General features: G+C 43.5%; 16 protein-coding genes. 8 read left to right on the top strand and 8 right to left on the bottom strand.

Annotated features, from left to right (window positions below):
- Positions 1 to 9: 9 nt before the first annotated feature.
- Both BMX95_RS03530 and BMX95_RS03525 read left to right on the top strand, forming a co-directional pair.
- Positions 10 to 1,065, top strand: coding sequence for a sensor histidine kinase (locus BMX95_RS03530; RefSeq protein WP_165758861.1), 1,056 nt, complete (start codon positions 10 to 12; stop codon positions 1,063 to 1,065).
- Between the two features lie 115 nt (positions 1,066 to 1,180).
- Positions 1,181 to 1,960, top strand: coding sequence for a LytR/AlgR family response regulator transcription factor (locus BMX95_RS03525; protein ID WP_081198807.1), 780 nt, complete (start codon positions 1,181 to 1,183; stop codon positions 1,958 to 1,960).
- A gap of 54 nt (positions 1,961 to 2,014) precedes the next feature.
- On the opposite strand, the gene BMX95_RS03520 is transcribed toward BMX95_RS03525, so the two are convergent.
- The 3 genes from BMX95_RS03520 to BMX95_RS03510 all read right to left on the bottom strand — a co-directional run bounded on the left by BMX95_RS03520 (position 2,015) and on the right by BMX95_RS03510 (position 9,086).
- Positions 2,015 to 5,077 carry a sensor histidine kinase gene (locus BMX95_RS03520; protein ID WP_133053884.1) on the bottom strand — a complete coding sequence of 1,021 codons (3,063 nt, stop codon included), beginning with the start codon at positions 5,075 to 5,077 and terminating at the stop codon, positions 2,015 to 2,017.
- A gap of 400 nt (positions 5,078 to 5,477) precedes the next feature.
- Positions 5,478 to 6,758: an OmpA family protein gene (locus BMX95_RS03515; protein ID WP_081198809.1), complete on the bottom strand. Its 1,281-nt coding sequence runs from the start codon at positions 6,756 to 6,758 to the stop codon at positions 5,478 to 5,480.
- Between the two features lie 96 nt (positions 6,759 to 6,854).
- Positions 6,855 to 9,086, bottom strand: a complete 2,232-nt coding sequence (locus BMX95_RS03510; protein ID WP_081198810.1) for an FUSC family protein — start codon at positions 9,084 to 9,086, stop codon at positions 6,855 to 6,857.
- A gap of 694 nt (positions 9,087 to 9,780) precedes the next feature.
- Here BMX95_RS03510 and BMX95_RS03505 point away from each other — a divergent pair.
- Positions 9,781 to 10,032 carry a hypothetical protein gene (locus tag BMX95_RS03505; RefSeq protein WP_081198811.1) on the top strand — a complete coding sequence of 84 codons (252 nt, stop codon included), beginning with the start codon at positions 9,781 to 9,783 and terminating at the stop codon, positions 10,030 to 10,032.
- A 138-nt stretch (positions 10,033 to 10,170) separates the two neighbouring features.
- A complete protein-coding gene (locus tag BMX95_RS03500) occupies positions 10,171 to 10,968 on the top strand; it encodes a copper resistance protein NlpE N-terminal domain-containing protein (protein ID WP_081198812.1) in 798 nt (265 codons plus the stop codon).
- A 20-nt stretch (positions 10,969 to 10,988) separates the two neighbouring features.
- On the opposite strand, the gene BMX95_RS03495 is transcribed toward BMX95_RS03500, so the two are convergent.
- The 5 genes from BMX95_RS03495 to BMX95_RS03475 form a co-directional block, all read right to left on the bottom strand.
- The gene (locus BMX95_RS03495; RefSeq protein ID WP_133053885.1) at positions 10,989 to 11,273 is read right to left on the bottom strand and encodes a hypothetical protein; all 285 of its coding nucleotides are present in this window, start codon (positions 11,271 to 11,273) and stop codon (positions 10,989 to 10,991) included.
- A gap of 30 nt (positions 11,274 to 11,303) precedes the next feature.
- Positions 11,304 to 13,247 (bottom strand): M1 family metallopeptidase, encoded by a 1,944-nt coding sequence (locus BMX95_RS03490; protein WP_081198814.1) that lies wholly within the window; start codon positions 13,245 to 13,247, stop codon positions 11,304 to 11,306.
- A gap of 101 nt (positions 13,248 to 13,348) precedes the next feature.
- Positions 13,349 to 15,592: a penicillin-binding protein 1A gene (locus tag BMX95_RS03485; protein ID WP_081198815.1), complete on the bottom strand. Its 2,244-nt coding sequence runs from the start codon at positions 15,590 to 15,592 to the stop codon at positions 13,349 to 13,351.
- A gap of 216 nt (positions 15,593 to 15,808) precedes the next feature.
- On the bottom strand, positions 15,809 to 16,813 hold the full coding sequence (locus tag BMX95_RS03480; protein ID WP_081198816.1) for an EamA family transporter: 1,005 nt from the start codon (positions 16,811 to 16,813) through the stop codon (positions 15,809 to 15,811).
- 4 nt (positions 16,814 to 16,817) lie between these two features.
- On the bottom strand, positions 16,818 to 17,288 hold the full coding sequence (locus tag BMX95_RS03475) for an Lrp/AsnC family transcriptional regulator (RefSeq protein WP_081198817.1): 471 nt from the start codon (positions 17,286 to 17,288) through the stop codon (positions 16,818 to 16,820).
- Between the two features lie 420 nt (positions 17,289 to 17,708).
- Between BMX95_RS03475 and BMX95_RS34830 the strand changes: the two genes are divergently transcribed.
- From BMX95_RS34830 to BMX95_RS03460, 4 genes are all read left to right on the top strand, one after another.
- Positions 17,709 to 17,861, top strand: coding sequence for a hypothetical protein (locus BMX95_RS34830; RefSeq protein WP_165758862.1), 153 nt, complete (start codon positions 17,709 to 17,711; stop codon positions 17,859 to 17,861).
- A 185-nt stretch (positions 17,862 to 18,046) separates the two neighbouring features.
- Entirely contained in the window at positions 18,047 to 18,322 is a 276-nt protein-coding gene (locus tag BMX95_RS03470) for a hypothetical protein (RefSeq protein ID WP_090519275.1), read from the top strand.
- Between the two features lie 244 nt (positions 18,323 to 18,566).
- On the top strand, positions 18,567 to 19,076 hold the full coding sequence (locus tag BMX95_RS03465) for a hypothetical protein (protein WP_081198819.1): 510 nt from the start codon (positions 18,567 to 18,569) through the stop codon (positions 19,074 to 19,076).
- 85 nt (positions 19,077 to 19,161) lie between these two features.
- Positions 19,162 to 19,530 carry a DUF3127 domain-containing protein gene (locus BMX95_RS03460; RefSeq protein ID WP_081198820.1) on the top strand — a complete coding sequence of 123 codons (369 nt, stop codon included), beginning with the start codon at positions 19,162 to 19,164 and terminating at the stop codon, positions 19,528 to 19,530.
- Positions 19,531 to 19,589 lie beyond the last annotated feature (59 nt).

The following is a 19,589-nucleotide window of genomic DNA, read 5'->3' as shown; positions in this document are numbered from 1 at the left end:
CTGATGGGAATGGAGGCATATGCCGACGATATAAAACCATTGTCGTACTCCAGAAAGGAATGGGTGATAGCTGTGCTTTTGATGCCACCCTTTGCTGTTTTACTGAACTTTGTGTTATTTGGTACGCAGTATTTTTCTTCACTTCGGAATTTTCTGATACCAACAGGAGTGACCCTGGCTGTTATCACCCTGGTTTATGTGTGCTGCGGAATGGTGGCTACCATGTTAAGAAACCGCTTTCCCAAATACAGCCAATCCTTTAAACGCATAGCCATAGGCCTGGGCATTTACATTACCATTATGATTGCCGCCCTAAGCATCATTTTCTGGGGCTACGATTATATTGGTTTCATGGGCTACCAGATAAACCTGAATAAATACATCTGGACGCTGATCGTGGGCGCCTTTTGTAATATCATGGCTACCAGCTTGAACGAAGGCGCTGCTTTTTTTGAGCGCTGGCGGGAAGTGGTAGATGAGGCGGAGCAATTGAAAAAAGAAAACCTACAAAGCCAGCTTGAAGGACTAAAAGGCCAGGTAAACCCACACTTCCTGTTCAACAGCCTGAATTCGCTTTCTTCCCTCATCAGCGATGACCCCGAAAAAGCCGAGAAATTCCTTGACGAAATGAGCAAGGTATACAGGTACCTGTTGCGTACCAACGAAGACGGCCTGGCCACCCTGCAGGCTGAAATGGATTTTATCCATTCCTATTTCCATTTGCTGAAAACCAGGTATGGCGATGGCCTCAATTTGAAGATCACCATCGAGGAACGTTACCTCACCTGGCAGTTGCCCTCACTTACCCTGCAAATGCTGGTTGAAAATGCCGTAAAACACAACATGATCCTGAAAGACAATCCATTACAGATCATGATCCTGACCACCAACAGCGGCCGCCTGATTGTAAGCAATAACCTGCAGCGAAAAGACAGGATGGTCGCTTCTAACAAGGTGGGACTGAGCAACATCGTCAAAAAATACCGGTTAATGAAACAGGAAGATATTACCGTTCGGGACGACGGGAAGGAATTTGCTGTGGTTGTCCCACTGATTCATCCATAATTCCCCATCCCTAAAAAACACAATTCATCCCCGGTTTTGGCAATTCATTCCCGGCTGACCCGCAATGCAGCGGGCTATTTGTAATTTGCAGGTATACCACAAAATCCACGGACACATGAAAGTACTTATTATTGAAGACGAAGAACTGGCGGTTAGAAAGTTGCAAAAGACCTTAGCCAGTGTTGACGCCACCGCAGAGGTGGTAGGAGTAGCCGATAGTATCAGGAGTTCAGTTAGCTGGCTGCAGCAGAACCCATCGCCCGACCTCATATTGATGGATATTGAACTGGCCGATGGACAAAGCTTCGAGATCTTCGATAAAGTGGAAGTTAAAAGCACCGTTATATTCACTACCTCATACGACGAATACGCGTTAAAAGCATTTAAGGTGAACAGTGTGGATTACCTGTTAAAACCCATTCAAAAAGAAGACCTGCATGCTGCGTTGGAAAAACTGAAAGGGTTGAAATCCCTTTACGGAAATAATACCAGCGCACCCTCCCTCAATGTGGAAAGCCTGGTGAAAGAGCTGCAACAAAAACTGCAACCCAAAGAATACCGCAAACGCTTTTTGGTAAAACATGCCCAGAAACTGGTAAGTGTCGATGTAGAAGAGATCACTTATTTCTACAGTGATGGCCGGCTGAACTTTTTCAAAACAACCGACAATCGCAAGTTTGTGGTTGATTACACCATGGACGACCTGGAGGACATGCTCGATCCGGATCAATTTTTTCGCATTAGCCGTGCGTTTTATGTAGCGGTAAACAGTATAGATCAAATTCACGATTATTTTGGCAATCGCCTATTATTGAACCTGAAACCGGCTGTGGATAAAGAGGCCATTGTTAGCCGCGAAAAAGTGACCGATTTTAAAAAGTGGATGGGGAAGTAAAGTTAACCAGTTGACTGGTTGATAAGTTAGCAGGTTGACACATATTTCACAATGTTACTTCGACATAACAAGATTCACTGATGTACCAGTATTGATCTCCGATTTCAAAGTCAGTTTCGCATTGATCGTAGCGGCCCGGCGGCGCATTTCGCTGAGCCCTCTTGACAGTTCCACTAATTCTACATTGAACCCTTTGCCATCATCGCGAATGCATAAGATGAGGGCAGGCCTTTTGTACCGCAGGTTTACTTCAATGTATTTTGCCTGCGCATGGCGGGCTGCATTGTTCACTGCTTCTTTATAAATGCTCAGCATTTCATAGCGGGCTTCCATAGATAACCGAACGTCTTTTGCCTGTTCATCGATTTGGAAAATAATCGACGGCGTATACATGCTTTCCATTTCAGCAGCATAGTTTTTCATTCTGTCAACAGTGTGTTGCAGGGTATCGTTCTCGGGGTTAATGCTCCACACCATATCATACATGGCCTGTACCATGCGGTTGCTGCTGTCGCTGATCTGGATAATATATTCCTTGGTGCGTTCGGTATCGGTATCAATTGTGGTTTTTGCCAGTTCACTGGTGATGTTGATACTGCTCAGCGAATTGCCCATGTCTTCAGTAAGACTATGCGCAATGCGGTTACGCACACTTTCCGTAGCCTTTATTTTTAACATCCTTAATTTATCAAACCAAAGGAAAATGCCGAGGCAGGCAAAAAGGATCATTCCAAAGAACCACCAGGTTTGCCAATAACGCGGTTTTACTTTTATGATAAGCGTAGTTGTATTCTTTCCCGGTGTTCCTTCGCTGTCTTCTGTTATTGCCTTAAAAGTATAAGTGCCCTGTGGCAGATAAGGGTATACAGCCTGGTTGGCGATATCGGTGCGGATCCAGTCTTTATCGATGCCGTCCAGTTTGTATTTTATAATAGACGTTGAATTGTACATGAGCGACGACAGCTCGATGGTAATGTTATTTTCAGTGGGCTCCAGTTCTATCAATTTCAAATTGCGCAATGAATCAACCAGCAGCGATTTATCCTGCACTTTAAATCCGGTTATGGAAACTTCGGGCAATGAATCTGTGAGGTCAATATGCTGGGGATCGAAAACAACGAACTGATTGCTGCTGCCAAACAGTAACCGGCCATCAGCTAAACTTGCTGAGGCACCTGGAATAAAATGATCGTTGATGATGCCATCGATGCGATCAAATACAATAACTATATTTTTTTTGCTAAGGCTAAACCGTAACAAACCGGTGCTTTGGGTTATCCAGATGTACCCGTTCCGGTCTTTTTGAATAGCCGCCACATCACTGGGCCGGGTATTGCCCATTCGAATGGGTTGAATGGTTTGTTTAACGGGATTGTATATATTAATGCCGCCGCAGCCGATAAAAATGGTAGTATCGTTATAATTATAAATAGCAGTGGCCTTTATATTGGGCAACTGTTGATTGGCGGGGCCATCAGTTGAAAAATGATGAAGCACCTGGTTATTGCCGGTATCAATAACATATACGCCATTGGTATTGGTAGCCACCAGCAGGTGACCGCTTTTATCATAATCAAGCGCATTGATGGTACGGGCATCAACGGCGTTTATTTTATCAACATGCCGGGTAAAATCGTAACCAGACCCTGTTTTGGAATATTTGTACAAACCCCGGGAATTGGTACCCAGCCATAAATTGCCCTGCTTATCTTCTGCCAGCTGACAGATGGTGGAGCCTTCTACGGCTGGAACGTCGTAATATTGCGCAGACCGGCTTTTGCGATCGTATTTGTATAAACCGCCAGGCTGAGTGCCCATCCAAACAGTGCGGCCATCATTGCCTGACAGCATATGCCAAACCACCACCGAATTCTTTTCAACAATTCCTTTTATGCCTACCGGTATGTTGTTAAATGAAGAATCGTACCGGTAAATGCCATTGCCCCAGGCGCCCATTAATATGGTGCCATTATCTTCAATAAAGCTGAGCGCGGAACCTTCGCCGGGCGTATTTTTCGCCCGGTTATAATGATGCACATTTAAAAAGAATTCCTGCGAAGGGTTGAACCGGAACAAACCGTTGTTGTTCGTTGCCACCCACAGATTTTCTTCGCGGTCTTCCTGCAGGTCCCAAACTGTTTCGAAGGCGATACTTTGGTCGTTGGTGTACCCATTGTGTACCAACTGGAATTTGTTCTCTTTATCGAGGTAACGGGCAAAGATATTTCCCCCTTTTATCCAAACCGTGCCATTCTTTTGCTCCATCATGGCATTGGGCTCATAGTACTCTTTTATTAAAGGAAAAAAACTGTATTGTTTTAAGACGGTTGTTTTGCTTTGCAGGTTAATACAAAAGAAGTAAGGGCCGCCAACGGCAGGAGGCCAGGTTAAGAACCATAACTGCCGTTTTGAATCCAGCAACATCGGTGCTACGAAAGGGATGCGTCCGTATTGTTCTATCAACCATTCGTTTTCCACATTGTGACCTGAATAACTCTGTTTATGTGTGTTGGAATTATACACCACCATACCGGAATCGGTGCCAATGAAATATTTACCGCTAGCCTTTTCTTCACAAAAAGAAATGATTGACCAGTTGGGCGGGAGCGGCATCAGACTGGCTGCGGAAACGAACCGGTTGTCTTTTTCATTATATACCAATAACTCGCTCTTGAAACAGAGTAAGTAAATATTGCCATGACTGTCGGTGAAAAACTTTTTGTCGGCTAATAAGGAGCTTTTTTTAGCGGGTTGAATAGCTACTGGTTTGAACCGGAAATATTTGGTATCGAAGACCCCTACGTGACCGGAACCTGTGAGTAACCACAGTTTGTTTTTTTTACAACGGAAAAGCTGGTTGATGCTGTTCTCGGGAATGCTGGTGGAGTCGTTTTTTCGATTATAAAAAGTAATAAAGCGCGTACCATCGAAACGCTGCAGGCCGGTGGAAGTACCAACCCACATATAACCGGCATCATCCTGAACAACGGCTCTTACGTCGTACCCTGCCAATCCTTTATCGGTACCATAATGCGCAAATGCATACTGCCTTTCATCCTGCGACAGACAAACCAGATAGCTTATACAAGTGAGAACTAATAAGAGTATTCGTTGCACAAAAAGTAATGAGTTATCAAATATAAACTTTTGATCAGCTAAAATGTGGATTTAGACAGATGAATTGTTGATAAGGTTGTTGAATCGGGGAAATCAGGTAATGGATCGCAGCAGTTGAAAACCCCGGGCTGCATTTCATACAAAATCAATAACAACTCATACAAACACTGCTATCTGCAGGCTCTTCTTTGTATCATATTTACAGGGCCATAAGAATATTTGGAGAAAATAGAAAAGCTGGGTATCCCGCATTTCCCATTTAAAAAAGCGCTTGAAGTTACCGGGCGTTCAACAACTAATGGCAATTCTGCCGAAACCCTGGTGGTTGTATAAGACAGTTATTAGTCACATGCGAGAAAAGGGGAACCCTCCCGATTTATCGGGAGGGTTTATTGTTTTCTTACTTTATCACTTTCATTTCAATTCTTCTGTTGGCTGCTTTTCCTTCCTTTGTTTTGTTGTCTGCTACTGGTTCCGCTTCGCCTTTTCCATCTGTTTCAATTCTCGATCCGTCAATTCCATATTCATTTACCAGGGCTGTTTTTACGGCTTCGCCACGTTTCTGAGATAATTGCAGATTGTCTTTATCGTTGCCATCGCTATCGGTATGACCGGTAATTTTTATACGTACCTCTTTATATTCATTCAAAATACCGGCAACTTCCTTAATGGTCCCGTATGATTCCGGTTTAAGCGTGGCGGCGTTTACATCGAATAGAATAGAAGTAGTGCTGAATTTTCCTTCGTCAATCAATTTATGCCGGGTATCGGGTAGCCCCTTGGCCATTTTAATATTGCTGATATAAATACCATACTGACTGTCGTTGTAATTGGTGGAGTGAATTCGTATTTGCAATTGGTTCATTACATAATTCAGCGGCACGCCTTTGGGAATATCGAATATTTTTACTTCGTTTGCCCACATGCGAAACCGTTCCTTCTGTACCTGAATGGCCATGTGTACCGGGCGTCCGTACCATTGTTCCAGCTCGGGAATGGTTTTGGGCTCACCGGTAAAAAAGCCTCTGCCATCTACGTACGATTTCAACACCACTTTTGAGCTTTTAAATTCACCCGGACTAAACAAGGCTGTTACCGCGCCGTATTTGTCATAGTCCTTTAAAAAGTCATTGGCTGTATTTGTTTCGGTGCCTGATGAAAAAAGGCCGAAAGAAACCTGGGGGTACATCCAACCATTGTTTTTTAACTGCAGAATGATATCGAATTCGATGGTATAATTCTCACTGAATTCGGCTTTATTGGCGGTTAAATAGGTGAATGGGTGATGTACGCGCAGCCATTTACCAGGGTATTTATCAAGGGTAGTAATTTCACCGGTGCCATTGGTGTTCCAGCCGGTAGGCAATTCACCCAGGGCCTCCTGTTCAAAGTTTTCGTAGTAGAAGATGGTGGAACCGGCGATGAAATCAAACTTCGAAGTACTTTTTACGACCGGTTCATCAGCCACGATGGTATTGCCGGCAGGTGCTGGTGTGGAAGAAACCGTTGTTGTGGTGGGCTTTCCTTCTGCTTTATCCAACCCTTTGTCGATGGCAGCATCCACTTTTTGATCAACGCGTTGGTTTACTTTGTTCTTCACTTTGTTTACCAGTCCGCCCAACTGGGCCGAACCAACAAACGGAAATGTGGCCAACAAAGTAGCCACTGCAAAATTTTTCATGGTAATATGCTTTTGAAACTAAAGCTACCATGGGATAAAAGCAACAGCGATACTAAGCTGTGTGAATTGTGGAAAAGGCAGCGTGAGTTGGATTAATCAACCCGCAGCTGCCAGTTGCAAACTTGATTTTTTAATATCAGCGGTAACATCATGAATGATCCTGAACTCATCGGTAACAGATTTCACCTCCAGCAATAATTTACGGGTTTCGGTATCTGCATCTGTTAAACCCTGATGCAATTCTTTATGCCGGCTCATCATTAAATTGGTCACCCGTTTATCGATCATTTGCCATTGCGGTGCCCGGGCCGATTCGGCCTGGGTTGCCTGGCCTTTAAGAATGGCAGAGGAAACGCATAACTCAGTTTCAATATAATTGGCTACCGATCCAAAATCCTTTGTTACGTTGGCCACAGCAAACTGCTGACCGAAATTCGAAAGCGTGGCAATATGTGAGGTGAGCAGGTGATTATACACCACAAACTGGTGAATAATATTGATATTCTTTTGTTGCCATTTAGGATCGCCCAGCATGCGGGTAAAAGCATCTGACAGGTTACCCAGCGCCACAAAGGCCTCTTTTCTACTGATGCGGTATTCAATGGGTGTTACCGGTTTACCCATAAAGTTGGTAACCGCTGTTTTAAACCAGGCCGTATTTTTTTCAATAGCCGTTGCAATCAGGCTTGAGATCTGTGCACGCTCCCAAAGCGGAACGATCAACAGATTGGCAATAAAGGCAATCACGGAGCCAATAGTGGTGTCTATAAGCCGGTCGGTAAGTACGTTTTTTAATGGAATGTCGTATAGTAGTTGAAAGATCAACAGCACATAGGGCGTCATAAAAATAACGGCGAACATATAATTGGTACGCAGCAGGCTGTAAGTACCCAGCATCAATACCAGCATGATCGCAAATAAAACGGTTCTGTCTTTTATAAAATACAGAATGCCCAATCCAATAATGGCGCCGGCAATAGTCCCGAAAAGCCGTTCAAAATTTCGTTTTTTTGTAAGGCTGTATTGGGGTTTTAAGATCACAATAATGGTTAGCAATATCCAGTAGCTGTGTCCCACATTCAGAAAGAGGGAGGCTATATAGCCAGCCAGGGTAGCCAGGCTAACCCGCAATGCATGCCTGAAATAGTTTGACTGCATGCTGAGGTTATCGATCAGTACTTTAAAGCTGAAATCCTGCCGGTTTATAAACTTCTCATAATCATCGGGGGTATTGATATTACCGACTTTCTGTTGGTAGGTTGTATATAAATGGAGGGTATGCATGCGGTCGGCAATGTCTTCGATATTGCTTAAAATATTCCGCATGGTAATATAATACTCCAGTGTTTCGGGCGTCCTTTTGGTATTCCGCAGTTCAATGTAATAACGGCGGGTTTCTTTAATGGCATCGGCCAGGGCCGTAGTTTCCCTTGACCGGCGGCCACTTTTTACAGCTATACTGATGTCATCGAGTTCGGCGGCCAGCTGCATGATCAGCTGGCGATACCGGCTCATGAGCTCAGTTCCTTCAAAGGCGGCATGCAGGTCTTTGTAATCATCGTGGTAGGAGGTTATGATCTGCTCAAATAGATCAACCAGGCTTCTGAAAAGCATCAACAGGGTGCGGCCGGTATTCGTTGTTTCTTTTACGATGTCGCGACTTTTATAAAACAGTTCCCGAACCAGCTCCTGTTCGGTATGAACGATGGCCTGCTGTTCGATCATTTGCCGGTAGATCTTATCGAAATCGGCATCGTTATCATAGAAGTGGGCACGAATACGGATGTAATTGGCAGTTGCGGCCATACATTCGCCCAGGGCCTGTTGGCCCAGCCGGTAAGGGGCAAACTTGTGAAGTAATAAACTTAAACCGGTATACCATAAACCGCCCAGTAAAATATACGCTGCCTGAATGATCACCTCTTTTCCCTGGCTGGGGTGCGACATTTGTAAAACCATGATGAGCAAGGCATTAACCCCAATGGCAATGGCGCGGGCGCCATACACCCCAATCATGGAGAGCACAAAACAAAACGCCGTGATAAGAATGCCCAGTAAAACCGGGTAAGCAGCCGTAAGGCTGGTTAAAGAGGCCACTATTACTAAAAACAACAGGCATATAAGCATGCCATTGCGCCGGTGATGTATGGGTCCGGGGTTATCGGTACCACTTACACACATAGCACCCAGCGATACGGCCACCCCTTGTGACAGCATATCGAAATAACTAAAAATAAGTGCGGGCAAAACCACCCCTACTGTAATACGTACGCCTGAGCTTAGGTAATAACTGTATAAAAAGCTCTTATACTTCTTCAGATAGTCCATGAATTATTAAAGTACGTATTTTTTAATGTGTGTACACTAAAAAAATAAAAATAACGATTGACTATTCTGGCTTATTATAATATTGGTAAAGAAACCCTTACTATATACCCATTTGATTTATGAAAAAAATGTTGCACGCTATGGCCAAACTTAATATATGATAAGTGTTTTTTTAATTGTATTGTTGTAACTTTAAAAAAGCTGTATGACATTAGCCATCCTTCCACAGATGGTTCTCTCCTGAGATTTACTGTTACACTTATACCCGCTATAATTTTTAAAGCAATCGACCTTCCGTGCTCCAACTTTAAATTGTATTGAAGGCAACGTGTGCCTTGTTGAATTACCCGCCTTATTCGTGCTGATCCACCCTTATTTGTATAACATATGCCACGTTTTTGTATGTGTGCGAAAAAATGACTGCATATTTGGGCGCTGGGCTATTGGCATTATTATTTTAACAATTTTAAATAACTATTGCTTAACTATTTTAGTAAGGCGACATTACGTGTCTAGGTAACTGTTGGACTGATCGGCGTAGCAGCGCATTCTTACTTGCATAAAACAGATAGCAACCTCTTCCCCAAACATGCTGAACCATTTAGATAAGGCTTAACATCATGGCATTGAAGCAGGCCCTCACACGCTATGAAAATTTAAAATCAATATTTGCTCACGTTAAAAATTTAGAACTATGGAGCTGGAAGAACCTGTTTTAAAAATTTTACGCAAGAAGTACCAACCTTCTTCTTTTATTGAAACGCATTGCAATCACTACGATCTGGCATTTAAAACCGACAGGGAAGGGGATGCCATTGTATTAGTCCTTGGCCGTAAAGACAATACCGGCTGCATAAAGGGAGAACGTTTTACGCGGCGGCTCCGCCAAATGGCAGATGGCAGGATTGTTAAAGAATTTTGGGAACACAAAGGCAAAGCAAGCTAAGCAGGATGGGTCCTTATTTACCGAAGGGCAAATTACGAAGATCCGTACCCTTTTTTCTTTGTTTTAGTCAATATCGGCCCATTCTTTGCAGGAAGAACCTTCACTTTCCGGTAAAAATCCCTTTGGAAAGAAATAACAATGAGATCTTGTTTTGGCCTGATTATGCTGGTTATAATAGCCTGCAAAAATCCTTCAACAGTACTTGTACCGCCTCCAACGGATACTACTATAATCGATACCCAATTTTCAGCAAAGGACTTTGATCCCGATGAATCAGATACACCTACTACCTTCATAACGGGGTATTATACCGGAACAATACCCTGTAATGATTGCAGCAGCATTACCAGACAAATTTTATTGTTAGCCGACCATACCTTTCACCTGAAAGATGAGTTTAACGGCAGGGAGCTGCCGCCTCAGGAAACCGAAGGCCGGTGGTTAACCACTAACGATCAATTGCAGCTGCTGATAAACAATGACCTGATAAAACGTTTTGCCGTTACCAACAAAGGCCTGAAAGAAGTGAGTTTAACGGGTGCTCCGGTATCGCTTTATTCAAATACTTATCTCAGTCGTAAAATGATCGGGGCCGGGAACATTACCTGGATGGAAAAGAAAGCTGCAGGTATCGATTTTTTTGCCCTGGGAAATGAGCCTTTCTGGCTGATGGAAATCGATAAAGATAAACAGATCAGTTTTTTACAGGTAGATAGTACCCAGCCCGCTGTATTCCCTTATGTGGCAGCCATACAACAAAACGGCCAATACATTTATAATACAGAAGCCGGTACTGCCGATATGCAAATAATTATAACGCCCCGGTTTTGCAGCGATGGCATGAGTGATAACTGGTATGAATATAAAGTAGAAGCTAAGTACAACGGTCTAACCTATGTTGGCTGTGGTGTAAAGTTGAGCCCGGATAGTCTTTAAGCACTGGTAACATTTGTAATTTATACCTGCTCACTTTCTTCAGTAATATCCGGTTCTGGAAGATGAGCTACCTCTCTAAGTATAGCCCGCTCATCTTCGATGGTCAATTCGCCGCCGCGTAAAGAGCGATAATAAGCCTGACCGGCTGCAATGGCGGCTTCGCGATCGTCGCCATCCAGCGCCGCTTCATATTTCTCTTTCAGCATTTTTAATGCATCGGTTTTATTCAGATAACCCACTGAAATAAAAATGATGATCAAAAAACCAACCGCAAGGAATAATATTTTTTCTGTCAGGCTCATCATACTGCTGCTGGATATTTATATAAAGGTAATTTATTGGGCTTTCCACACATTATTTTGGCGATTGGCATCGGGCAGCATCTGATCGGGATCGATGGTTACCGTATTTATGGCCGCTGTAACCGGTACCGACAGCGTATAGGTGGTGTGCTGCAACCAGGTTTCAACCGGCAATTGCAAACGCTGGGTTGTTCCATTGTTGAAAGATAGCTGAATAACTACCGGCATAACCATTTTATTCAGGTTGGCAATGGTGATCTTTGCCATATTGCCAGTTACGGCTACCTGCTGTACGGCCTGATCGAGCGGCCAGTTGTTGCAAAACCATTCACGCCAGAACCAGGTAAGATCTTCACCGCTTTCGTTATCCATAGTGTGGAAAAATTCCTCGGGTGAAGGGTGTTTGAATGCCCAATTGTGAATATATCGTTTGAAAGCATAATCAAACCTGTCTTTTCCCAGAATGTATTCCCGCAACAGGTACAAACCCAAAGCTGGTTTAAAATAAGAGATGGGATGACGATACCCTTCGGGAATGGCATCGGCGGCCATCATCATGGAAGGTGCTTTGGAATCACTTAAATATGGCAATATTTCATCGGCCGGATTGCCACCGCCCGGTGCATACTCACTGTCGCGCTTGGGTGCGTATTCACCCTTATTGAATACATCCGATGCGTACAGATCTATAAATGTATTAAAACCTTCGTCCATCCACGCATTACTGCGTTCGTTGGAACCAACGATCATCGGGAACCAGTTGTGGCCTATTTCATGGGCAGTAACCCAGTATAATTCTTTTCCTTTATCATTGATGCCATCGAACAAAATACCGGGGTACTCCATACCGCCGGCAATGCCTGCCTCATTAATGGCGGTAGGGTAGGGATACACAAACCAGGTTTCAGAAAAATGTTCAATGGATGCTTTCAGGTATTCTGTTGAACGGCCCCAGGCCTCGTTGCCCTCGCTTTCAACCGGGTATACCGACATCGCCATGCACTTTTTACCGTTGGGTAAGTTTACCTTAGCCGCATCCCACATAAAGGCAGCAGAAGCGCCAAATGCCACATCACGGGTATTGTTCATTTTAAAACGCCAGGTACAATTGCCTTTTTGTACCGGGCGGCTGTGGGGGTCAGTAATTTCTGCAGCTGACCTGATGACAACTGTTTTATCGCTGTTGCGGGCCGCAGCCAATCGTTCAATTTGCCTGGGTGTAAGCACTTCCGTGGGGTTTTGTAATTCACCTGCACCTGCCACGATCATATTCCAGGGTACAGTTACACTATAATCAAAATTTCCATATTCACAATAAAACTCACCGCTGCCCAGGAAGGGAAGCGTATTCCAGCCAACGAGGTCATCGTATACACACATGCGCGGATACCATTGGGCAATTTCGTAAATGGTGCCATTTTTCGTTTTCACATAGTCGGTGCGACCGCCAAAAGCACCCGGAATGGTGTAATGGTATTTTATACGTATGGTGATGGTGCCGGTTTTGGCCGGAACGGCTTTTCCCAGCCTGATCTGCATGCGGGTGTCGGTAATAATATAATTGGCAGTAGTGGTCTTGGCATCCTGCTGAATCTGTAAGTCATCGATGGAATAACCGGTGGTAAACTCCTGCGGTTGTTGATCAGTTAAATAATTGCTGCGTGCGCCTTTTTGATAGGTGTTCTGATCGAGCTGCAACCACAATGAAGCTAAGGAATCAGGACTATTATTTGTATAATGAATAACCGCAAATCCTGTCAGTTGCTGTTTCAGGGTATCGATGGTGGCCTGCAAGGTATAATCGGCCCGGTTTTGCCAGTAGGCATGGCTGGGAGCGCCATTGGCCGATCGCATGATACTGCTTTTATTGGTATAAAACCCCGGAGCAAAAGTTTCTGCCGGATCATACAACGATTTGGATTGTGCAAAACCAGCAACTGAAAAAGCTAACGTGACTGACAATAATAAATGACGCATGCAGGTGTGAATTATTTTCTGATGTAACGATCAGCAATTTAAAAGAAAAAGGGCCGACTAAAAATTTTTAGTCGGCCCTTAGCAACTTTATATGTTAAAGCTTAGTATCCACTATTCGAGGAACTGTCTACAGGAGCCGAGTCACCTTCGCCACTACCAACGGTAGGTCTTTTAGTCCAGTCTGCTGGTAATGTATCAATAACCATCCCCTGGGGTTTTACAAATGGGTGTCTGCTATCCAGCCCGGTGCTCTTGTCTTTTAAACAGTTTGCATAAAAATATGCCCAAACCGGTAAGGCCACGGAAGAACCCTGACCAACAGCCGTACTACTGAAACGGATGAAACGATCGTCGCAACCCGTCCATACGCCACACAACAATTGCGGTGTGTAACCCATGAACCAGGCATCACTGTTGTCGTTGGTGGTTCCGGTTTTACCGGCCACGTTGGCGATATTAATGCCATAGCTGGCAGTGCGTTTACCGGTACCATGATTTATTACGCCCTGCATCATGGTGATCACATTATAGGCAGTAGAGGCGCTGATCACTTCTTTGCGTTCGGAAGTAAATACCTGTAAAGGGTTGCCATTTTTATCTTCTATACGTGTTATGTACATTGGTTTTACAGAGAAACCACCCGCGGGGAACATGCTGTAAGCCTGTATCATTTCGTACAATGAAATTTCACCACTACCCAAACAAATAGCGGGCACTGGCTCAATATCCGTTGTAACGCCACAGGTCTTCAGGAAGTTTACAAACCGCACAGCGGCGTCATTACCCTTGTTACCCATGTTTTTCATAATATAGGCAGTAGCACAGTTACGTGACTGGGCCAGCGCTTCGGCCATGGGCATGGTTTGGTTTGAACACGATGCATTGGTAGCAGGTACCGGTCCAAAACCTTCAAAATTCTGCTGTACATCCTCAACCGGCGTAGAGGGTGTAAAACCACCGTCGTTAATAGCCAAACCGTACAACAACGGTTTAATTGTACTACCTACCTGACGTTTTGTACCAATATTCGCGTGATCGAATTTGAATGTTTTAAAATCAACGCCGCCTACCCAGGCTTTGATGGCTCCGGTTTGCGGGTCCATGGCCAGGAATCCGGCCTGTAACATCTGACGGCAATATTTAATACTGTCGTAAGGCGTCATCAAGGTATCGATCTCGTGTTTATCGTTCCAGGCAAAAACCGTCATTTTGGTTTTTTCCTTAAAGCTCTTGCGGATATCATCATCGCTTTTTCCCTCCTTCTTCATATTCTTCCAGCGATCGCTTGATTTCATGGCTGCTTCCAGAATATTCTCATGTTCTTTCCATACTGAACCGTTCTTGATGTTCTTTTGCGCGTTTAGTATTTTTTGCATGTAGGGAATATGGCGGGCAACAGCCTGTTCTGCATACTGCTGTAACGCCGGATTGATGGTTGTATAGATCCTCAAGCCATCTTTAAATAAATTATAAGGCTTACCGGTAGCAGGGTTTTCGTGGTCTTTACACCATTTTTTTAATTCTTCACCCAATACCGCACGGAAATAAGGCGCGAGGCCTGTATTTTCATTCAGCTTTCTATAATTCAGTTTTATTGGTTCCTTACTCAAAGCATTAGCTTCTGCTTCGGTAATAAAATTACTTCTCACCATTTGGTGAAACACCCAATTTCTTCTGTCTTTTGCTCTATCGGGGAACTTTCGTGGATTGTATAGATTGTTTCCATTTAACATACCCACCAGTACCGCTGCTTCGGAAGTGCTTAACTCGGAAGGTTCTTTCTGGAAAAAGGTGCTGGAGGCATTTCTGATGCCGTATACGTTATCGCTATACGCAACTGTATTTAAATAAAGCGTGATAATTTCTTCTTTTGAAAAATTACGCTCCAGTCTTACCGCAATGATGCCCTCTTTTATTTTCTGAATAAGTCGGGCCGGAAGACTGCTGGTAGCCCAGTCATCGGTAAACAGGTTTTTTGCCGTTTGCATGGTGATGGTACTGGCGCCACCTTTGGTACCAAAAGAGGAAAGTGAGCGCATCAGCGAACGGCCATCGATGCCGTTGTGGGAATAAAAGCGTTCGTCTTCTGTAGCAACCAGGGCATTTATCACCTGGGGGCTGATGTCTTTAAACTCCACTTCAATACGGTCTTCAATGAGGTATTTACCCATCAGGGTGCCATCTTCCGCATACACCTGGCTGGCGATGAGCGCCGTTGGGTTCGATAATTCGGTAATGGAAGGCATTTTGCCCAATAAACCAACACTGGCCGAAACAATAACCATAATGCCACAAATGAGTCCGCAAAAAAAGACCCACCAGAAGATTTTTACTCCCTTTTTCATAGATCAGAGATTATAGGTACAATACTGGATGAATGTTAAAAAAGATAATATTTTGTACAGTGTTCTCCGGCAAGGTACAATAAACAAGTCTCAACCGAAAGTCCCCTGCTGGAATTTATACAAATCTTTATGATCGAAGAATAATGCCAAAAAATAAAACCGGCCATTGCTGACCGGTCTATTTATAACCTAAAAACCCAATTATTTATAATGCTGTTAGATCACCGCTTTTTGTCTGGGCGAGATCACTATGTTATCTTTTAAGGGCGAGGATTCATTTTCACTCGCCAACGATTTTTTTTCCTTGCGATATTTTGCCAGGTTTATCAACAGAACGCTCAGCAGGATCACTGCCAAACCGGTTATTTGCAACGCGGTCATATGCTCGCCGGCAAATAATACTCCCAATAAAACCGCTACTACCGGGTTTACGTATGCATAGGTGCTTACCTGTGTGGCCGGGCGTACCTGCAACAACCATACATAAGCACTAAAACCAGCCAGGGAGCCCATGGTAATAAGGTAAAGCAGCGACAACCAGGAACTTGTTGTTACTGAAGCCACCTGAAAAGTACTCCATTCATTATTTATAAAACTACCTGGTACAAAGACAATACCGGCAGCCAGCATTTGCCAGGCCGTATTTACTGTTGCCGACGTAGATTTTGAATTATATTTCGAGTATAAGGATCCACCGGCCCAGGCCATGGCGCCAATGATCAACACGATCAGGCCTATTACCTGGTGGCCATTGCCAGCGCCCAATGCCTTGCTTGTTTGTTCGCTGAATAATAAGATCACACCAATAAAACCTACTATCAAACCTATTATAGTGGGGCGGCTGGTAAGGTTTTCCTTCCACTTGGGTTTATCCAACACCACAAACCAGATGGGCGCCGATGAAACTAATACCGCTACCAGTGAACTGGCGAGTGATTGTTCAGCCCAGATTACAGCACCGTTCCCAACAAACAACATCAACAAACCACTAACAAGCGCTGGTTTTATATGTGCCCAGTTAAATAATTTTTCGCCTTTAATAGCACACCAGGTAAGTAATAATCCACCCGCAACTAAAAAGCGGATGGCGCCCAGTATAAACGGCGGGATGTGCTCAACAGCGCGTTGTATAAAGAAATACGTTGAGCCCCAAACCAGGTACACAGTTGCAAAAGCAATTACAACTAATAAAGGAGAAGCGCTTTTTTTTGCATCACTCATACAGTTAAATTTTAGGAATCACCAATTGTTGTTGTTCTTTCACGGTTTCCAGAACGATGGTTGTTTTCGTGCTTGCGATGTTAGGGATTTTTTGCAGCTGGTTGCGCATCAACTGCATCAGTGTTGATGAGTCGGCGGTACGCACCTTAATAAGATAACAGTCTTCACCGGCAATGTGATGTACTTCCTGTACCTCAGGTATAGCCGCTAACGCCTGGGCGGTACTACTGCTGCAGGTAAAACCTTCAGACGAGCGGATAAATATAAACGCAAGCAATTTTTGTTGTATCGAGGCAGGATTGATCTGCGTGGAATATCCCTGGATCACCTTTTTCTGCTCCAGCTTTTTAACCCGTTCCAGTACTGCTGAAGGCGCCATGTTTAATTCGCGGGCCAAATCAGCATTTGAAATACGGGCATTGGCCTGCATGCGCTCCAGGATTTGCAGATCGGTATTATCTAAAACAACATCCATTCCGATGAATTTTCTGTAAAATTAGGGTATTTCTGAATAATATTCTGTCTGCAAGAATGTTTTAAGAAATTTATTGTAAATTTGTAAGGTGTTACCGAATATTTGTCGGGGACGGATCGTTATTGTTTGAATAACAAATGATTATAGCATAACGGCTGTTAGTAAGTAAAAAAGATCTTGAGTTTAACCCACTGAATTATTCGGTTTTGAAGTTTTAAGTTTCAGTAACGGGTTTAGCCATGAAAAAAGTAAAAGTCATCTGTTGCAGGGTGACTTTTAATTTTATAAAAGAATCCCAAATTCTGCCTGCAAAACAAGGAGATATACGTTTGTAATGAGTAATTCGTTATATTGAACACTTCTTGTGCTGTAGCCTAATTTGACAGGCTTTTGTAACTTTACCCATATAAATTTAAATATATGTCACTGTTTAATACTAATAAGAATAAAGACAAAAAGAAAGGAAACGCTACAACAGGTAACAAAGCGCCCATTCCAACCAAGGGAAAAAGCAATACAAAGGGTGCTGCCAAATCAACACGCGTAGCAGGCCGTGCACAACGCGGTTCCTAAAGTAAATGTTTCCACAAATAGGTGTTTTAATTACCCACTCGTTGTGCGTGAAACGCATAAGGATTTATCGTAGAATCTCCTCCCGGGATGTGAAGAATTATCAGTCAGGGAACTGGCACAGCAGGGTTTTTCCGGCATAGTTGTTGAAAAACTACTGTATCTATAACTAAAAAGGGAGGATTCTTATGAGTACCAGAAAGAATGCAACGAGAATGAGAACTGAGGAGTTTGAAATGGTGGTTGGCGATACTCCGCTTTTTGTAAAAGCCACCGCATTTCAAACGTACACCATGGAAACGCAATACCGGGTCAGTGTGAATGGAAGTCCTGTGTATATTTTTGGATGGCATCCGGCATTAAAGCGAATAACCGCCATCGACAGAGGTTCTGCCGCAGGTAATATTCCCCCAAATGTTGTAAATGCAATCGGGGATCAGTTATCTCACAGAATGGCAGCCTAAGTATACATTTTTTGTAAATTATCTAAATGAAGCGCCGATTTCAAATCGGTGCTTTTTTTATTGTAATAAATAATTAACTTTCCGTGTAATATATAAATCAGGTGTATAACGGTATGGGCTATATTACAATGCCACGCCTGAACCCCCCAAACCCTGCATCGGGGAATAAAAACCCTTCAACTAAAACGGTTGTTATTTCATAATAATAAAATACGGTTATGCTTGCATAATTGAAGTTTATTGTATGCAGTCCTATATTAACCACCTACTAGCAGATATTGCAGAAGCCTGCCGGGAACAACAACCTGAAACCTATTCAGCTGCTGCCGGAGAAAATGATCTGGAATCCATAGAGCGATACTTTGAAGAAGTAGAGCGCTGGTTGGAGAATGATCCGGAACACGATTTCAGTTATTATTGCGGATTACAATTAGAACAATTTCCACCAACGGACCAATTAACCAACGATCAAATGGAGGCGGTAAGCCTTGCATTTGAAAAATTGTTGTTTACCTGGAATATTGGGGTAGAAATGCCGGAGAAATTACCCATTTCCAGAAAATATACCCTGCTGATCAGTGTCCTGGAAAAAAAAGTGGCCATTGTGGAAAACGGTTTTGAAACAGTTGAATTCTGCAATTACGACCCGCCATCCTGTCCGTTTGAAGAATGGTGCACCTGTAAAGAATTGGGCCTTAAAGATCAATACGACGATGACCTGGAGGATGTTGACCCGGACAACATTCCTTTTTAAGGCTGTTAAAAAATTGTGAGATCAATTTTCCCGAAATGTGAACGGTAAACATACCTTTGACGAGGTATAAAAGAAATTACTAACTATGGATATCAGCGGAAAAATTATTCAGTTCTTACAGGTTCAGTCTGGCCAGGGAAAAAATGGTACCTGGAAAAAGCAAGAATTTATTCTTGAAACAGGCGACAATTATCCTAAAAAAGTATGTATCGCTGTTTGGGGCGATAAAATTGATATGGGCAGCTTTAAAACAGGCGACCTGGTAGATGTTTCTTTTGATGTGGAAAGCAGGGAATACAATGGTCGTTGGTACACCGATGTAAAAGCCTGGAAAATGGTTCCCAAAAATGGTGGCGGCGGCAGTGCTCCTGTGCCCGGCAATAACAGCAACTTCAACACCATGCCTGGTACGTTTGAATCATCGTCTTCAGGCGATGATGATCTGCCATTCTAAGTAAGTTGTCTTAAAAAGATTAGCGGCGGTAGTTACAATAACTATCGCCGCTTTTTATA

Source organism: Niastella yeongjuensis (assembly GCF_900110245.1).
Lineage (GTDB): Bacteria > Bacteroidota > Bacteroidia > Chitinophagales > Chitinophagaceae > Niastella > Niastella yeongjuensis.
This window is presented reverse-complemented; position numbering and strand designations above follow the sequence as displayed.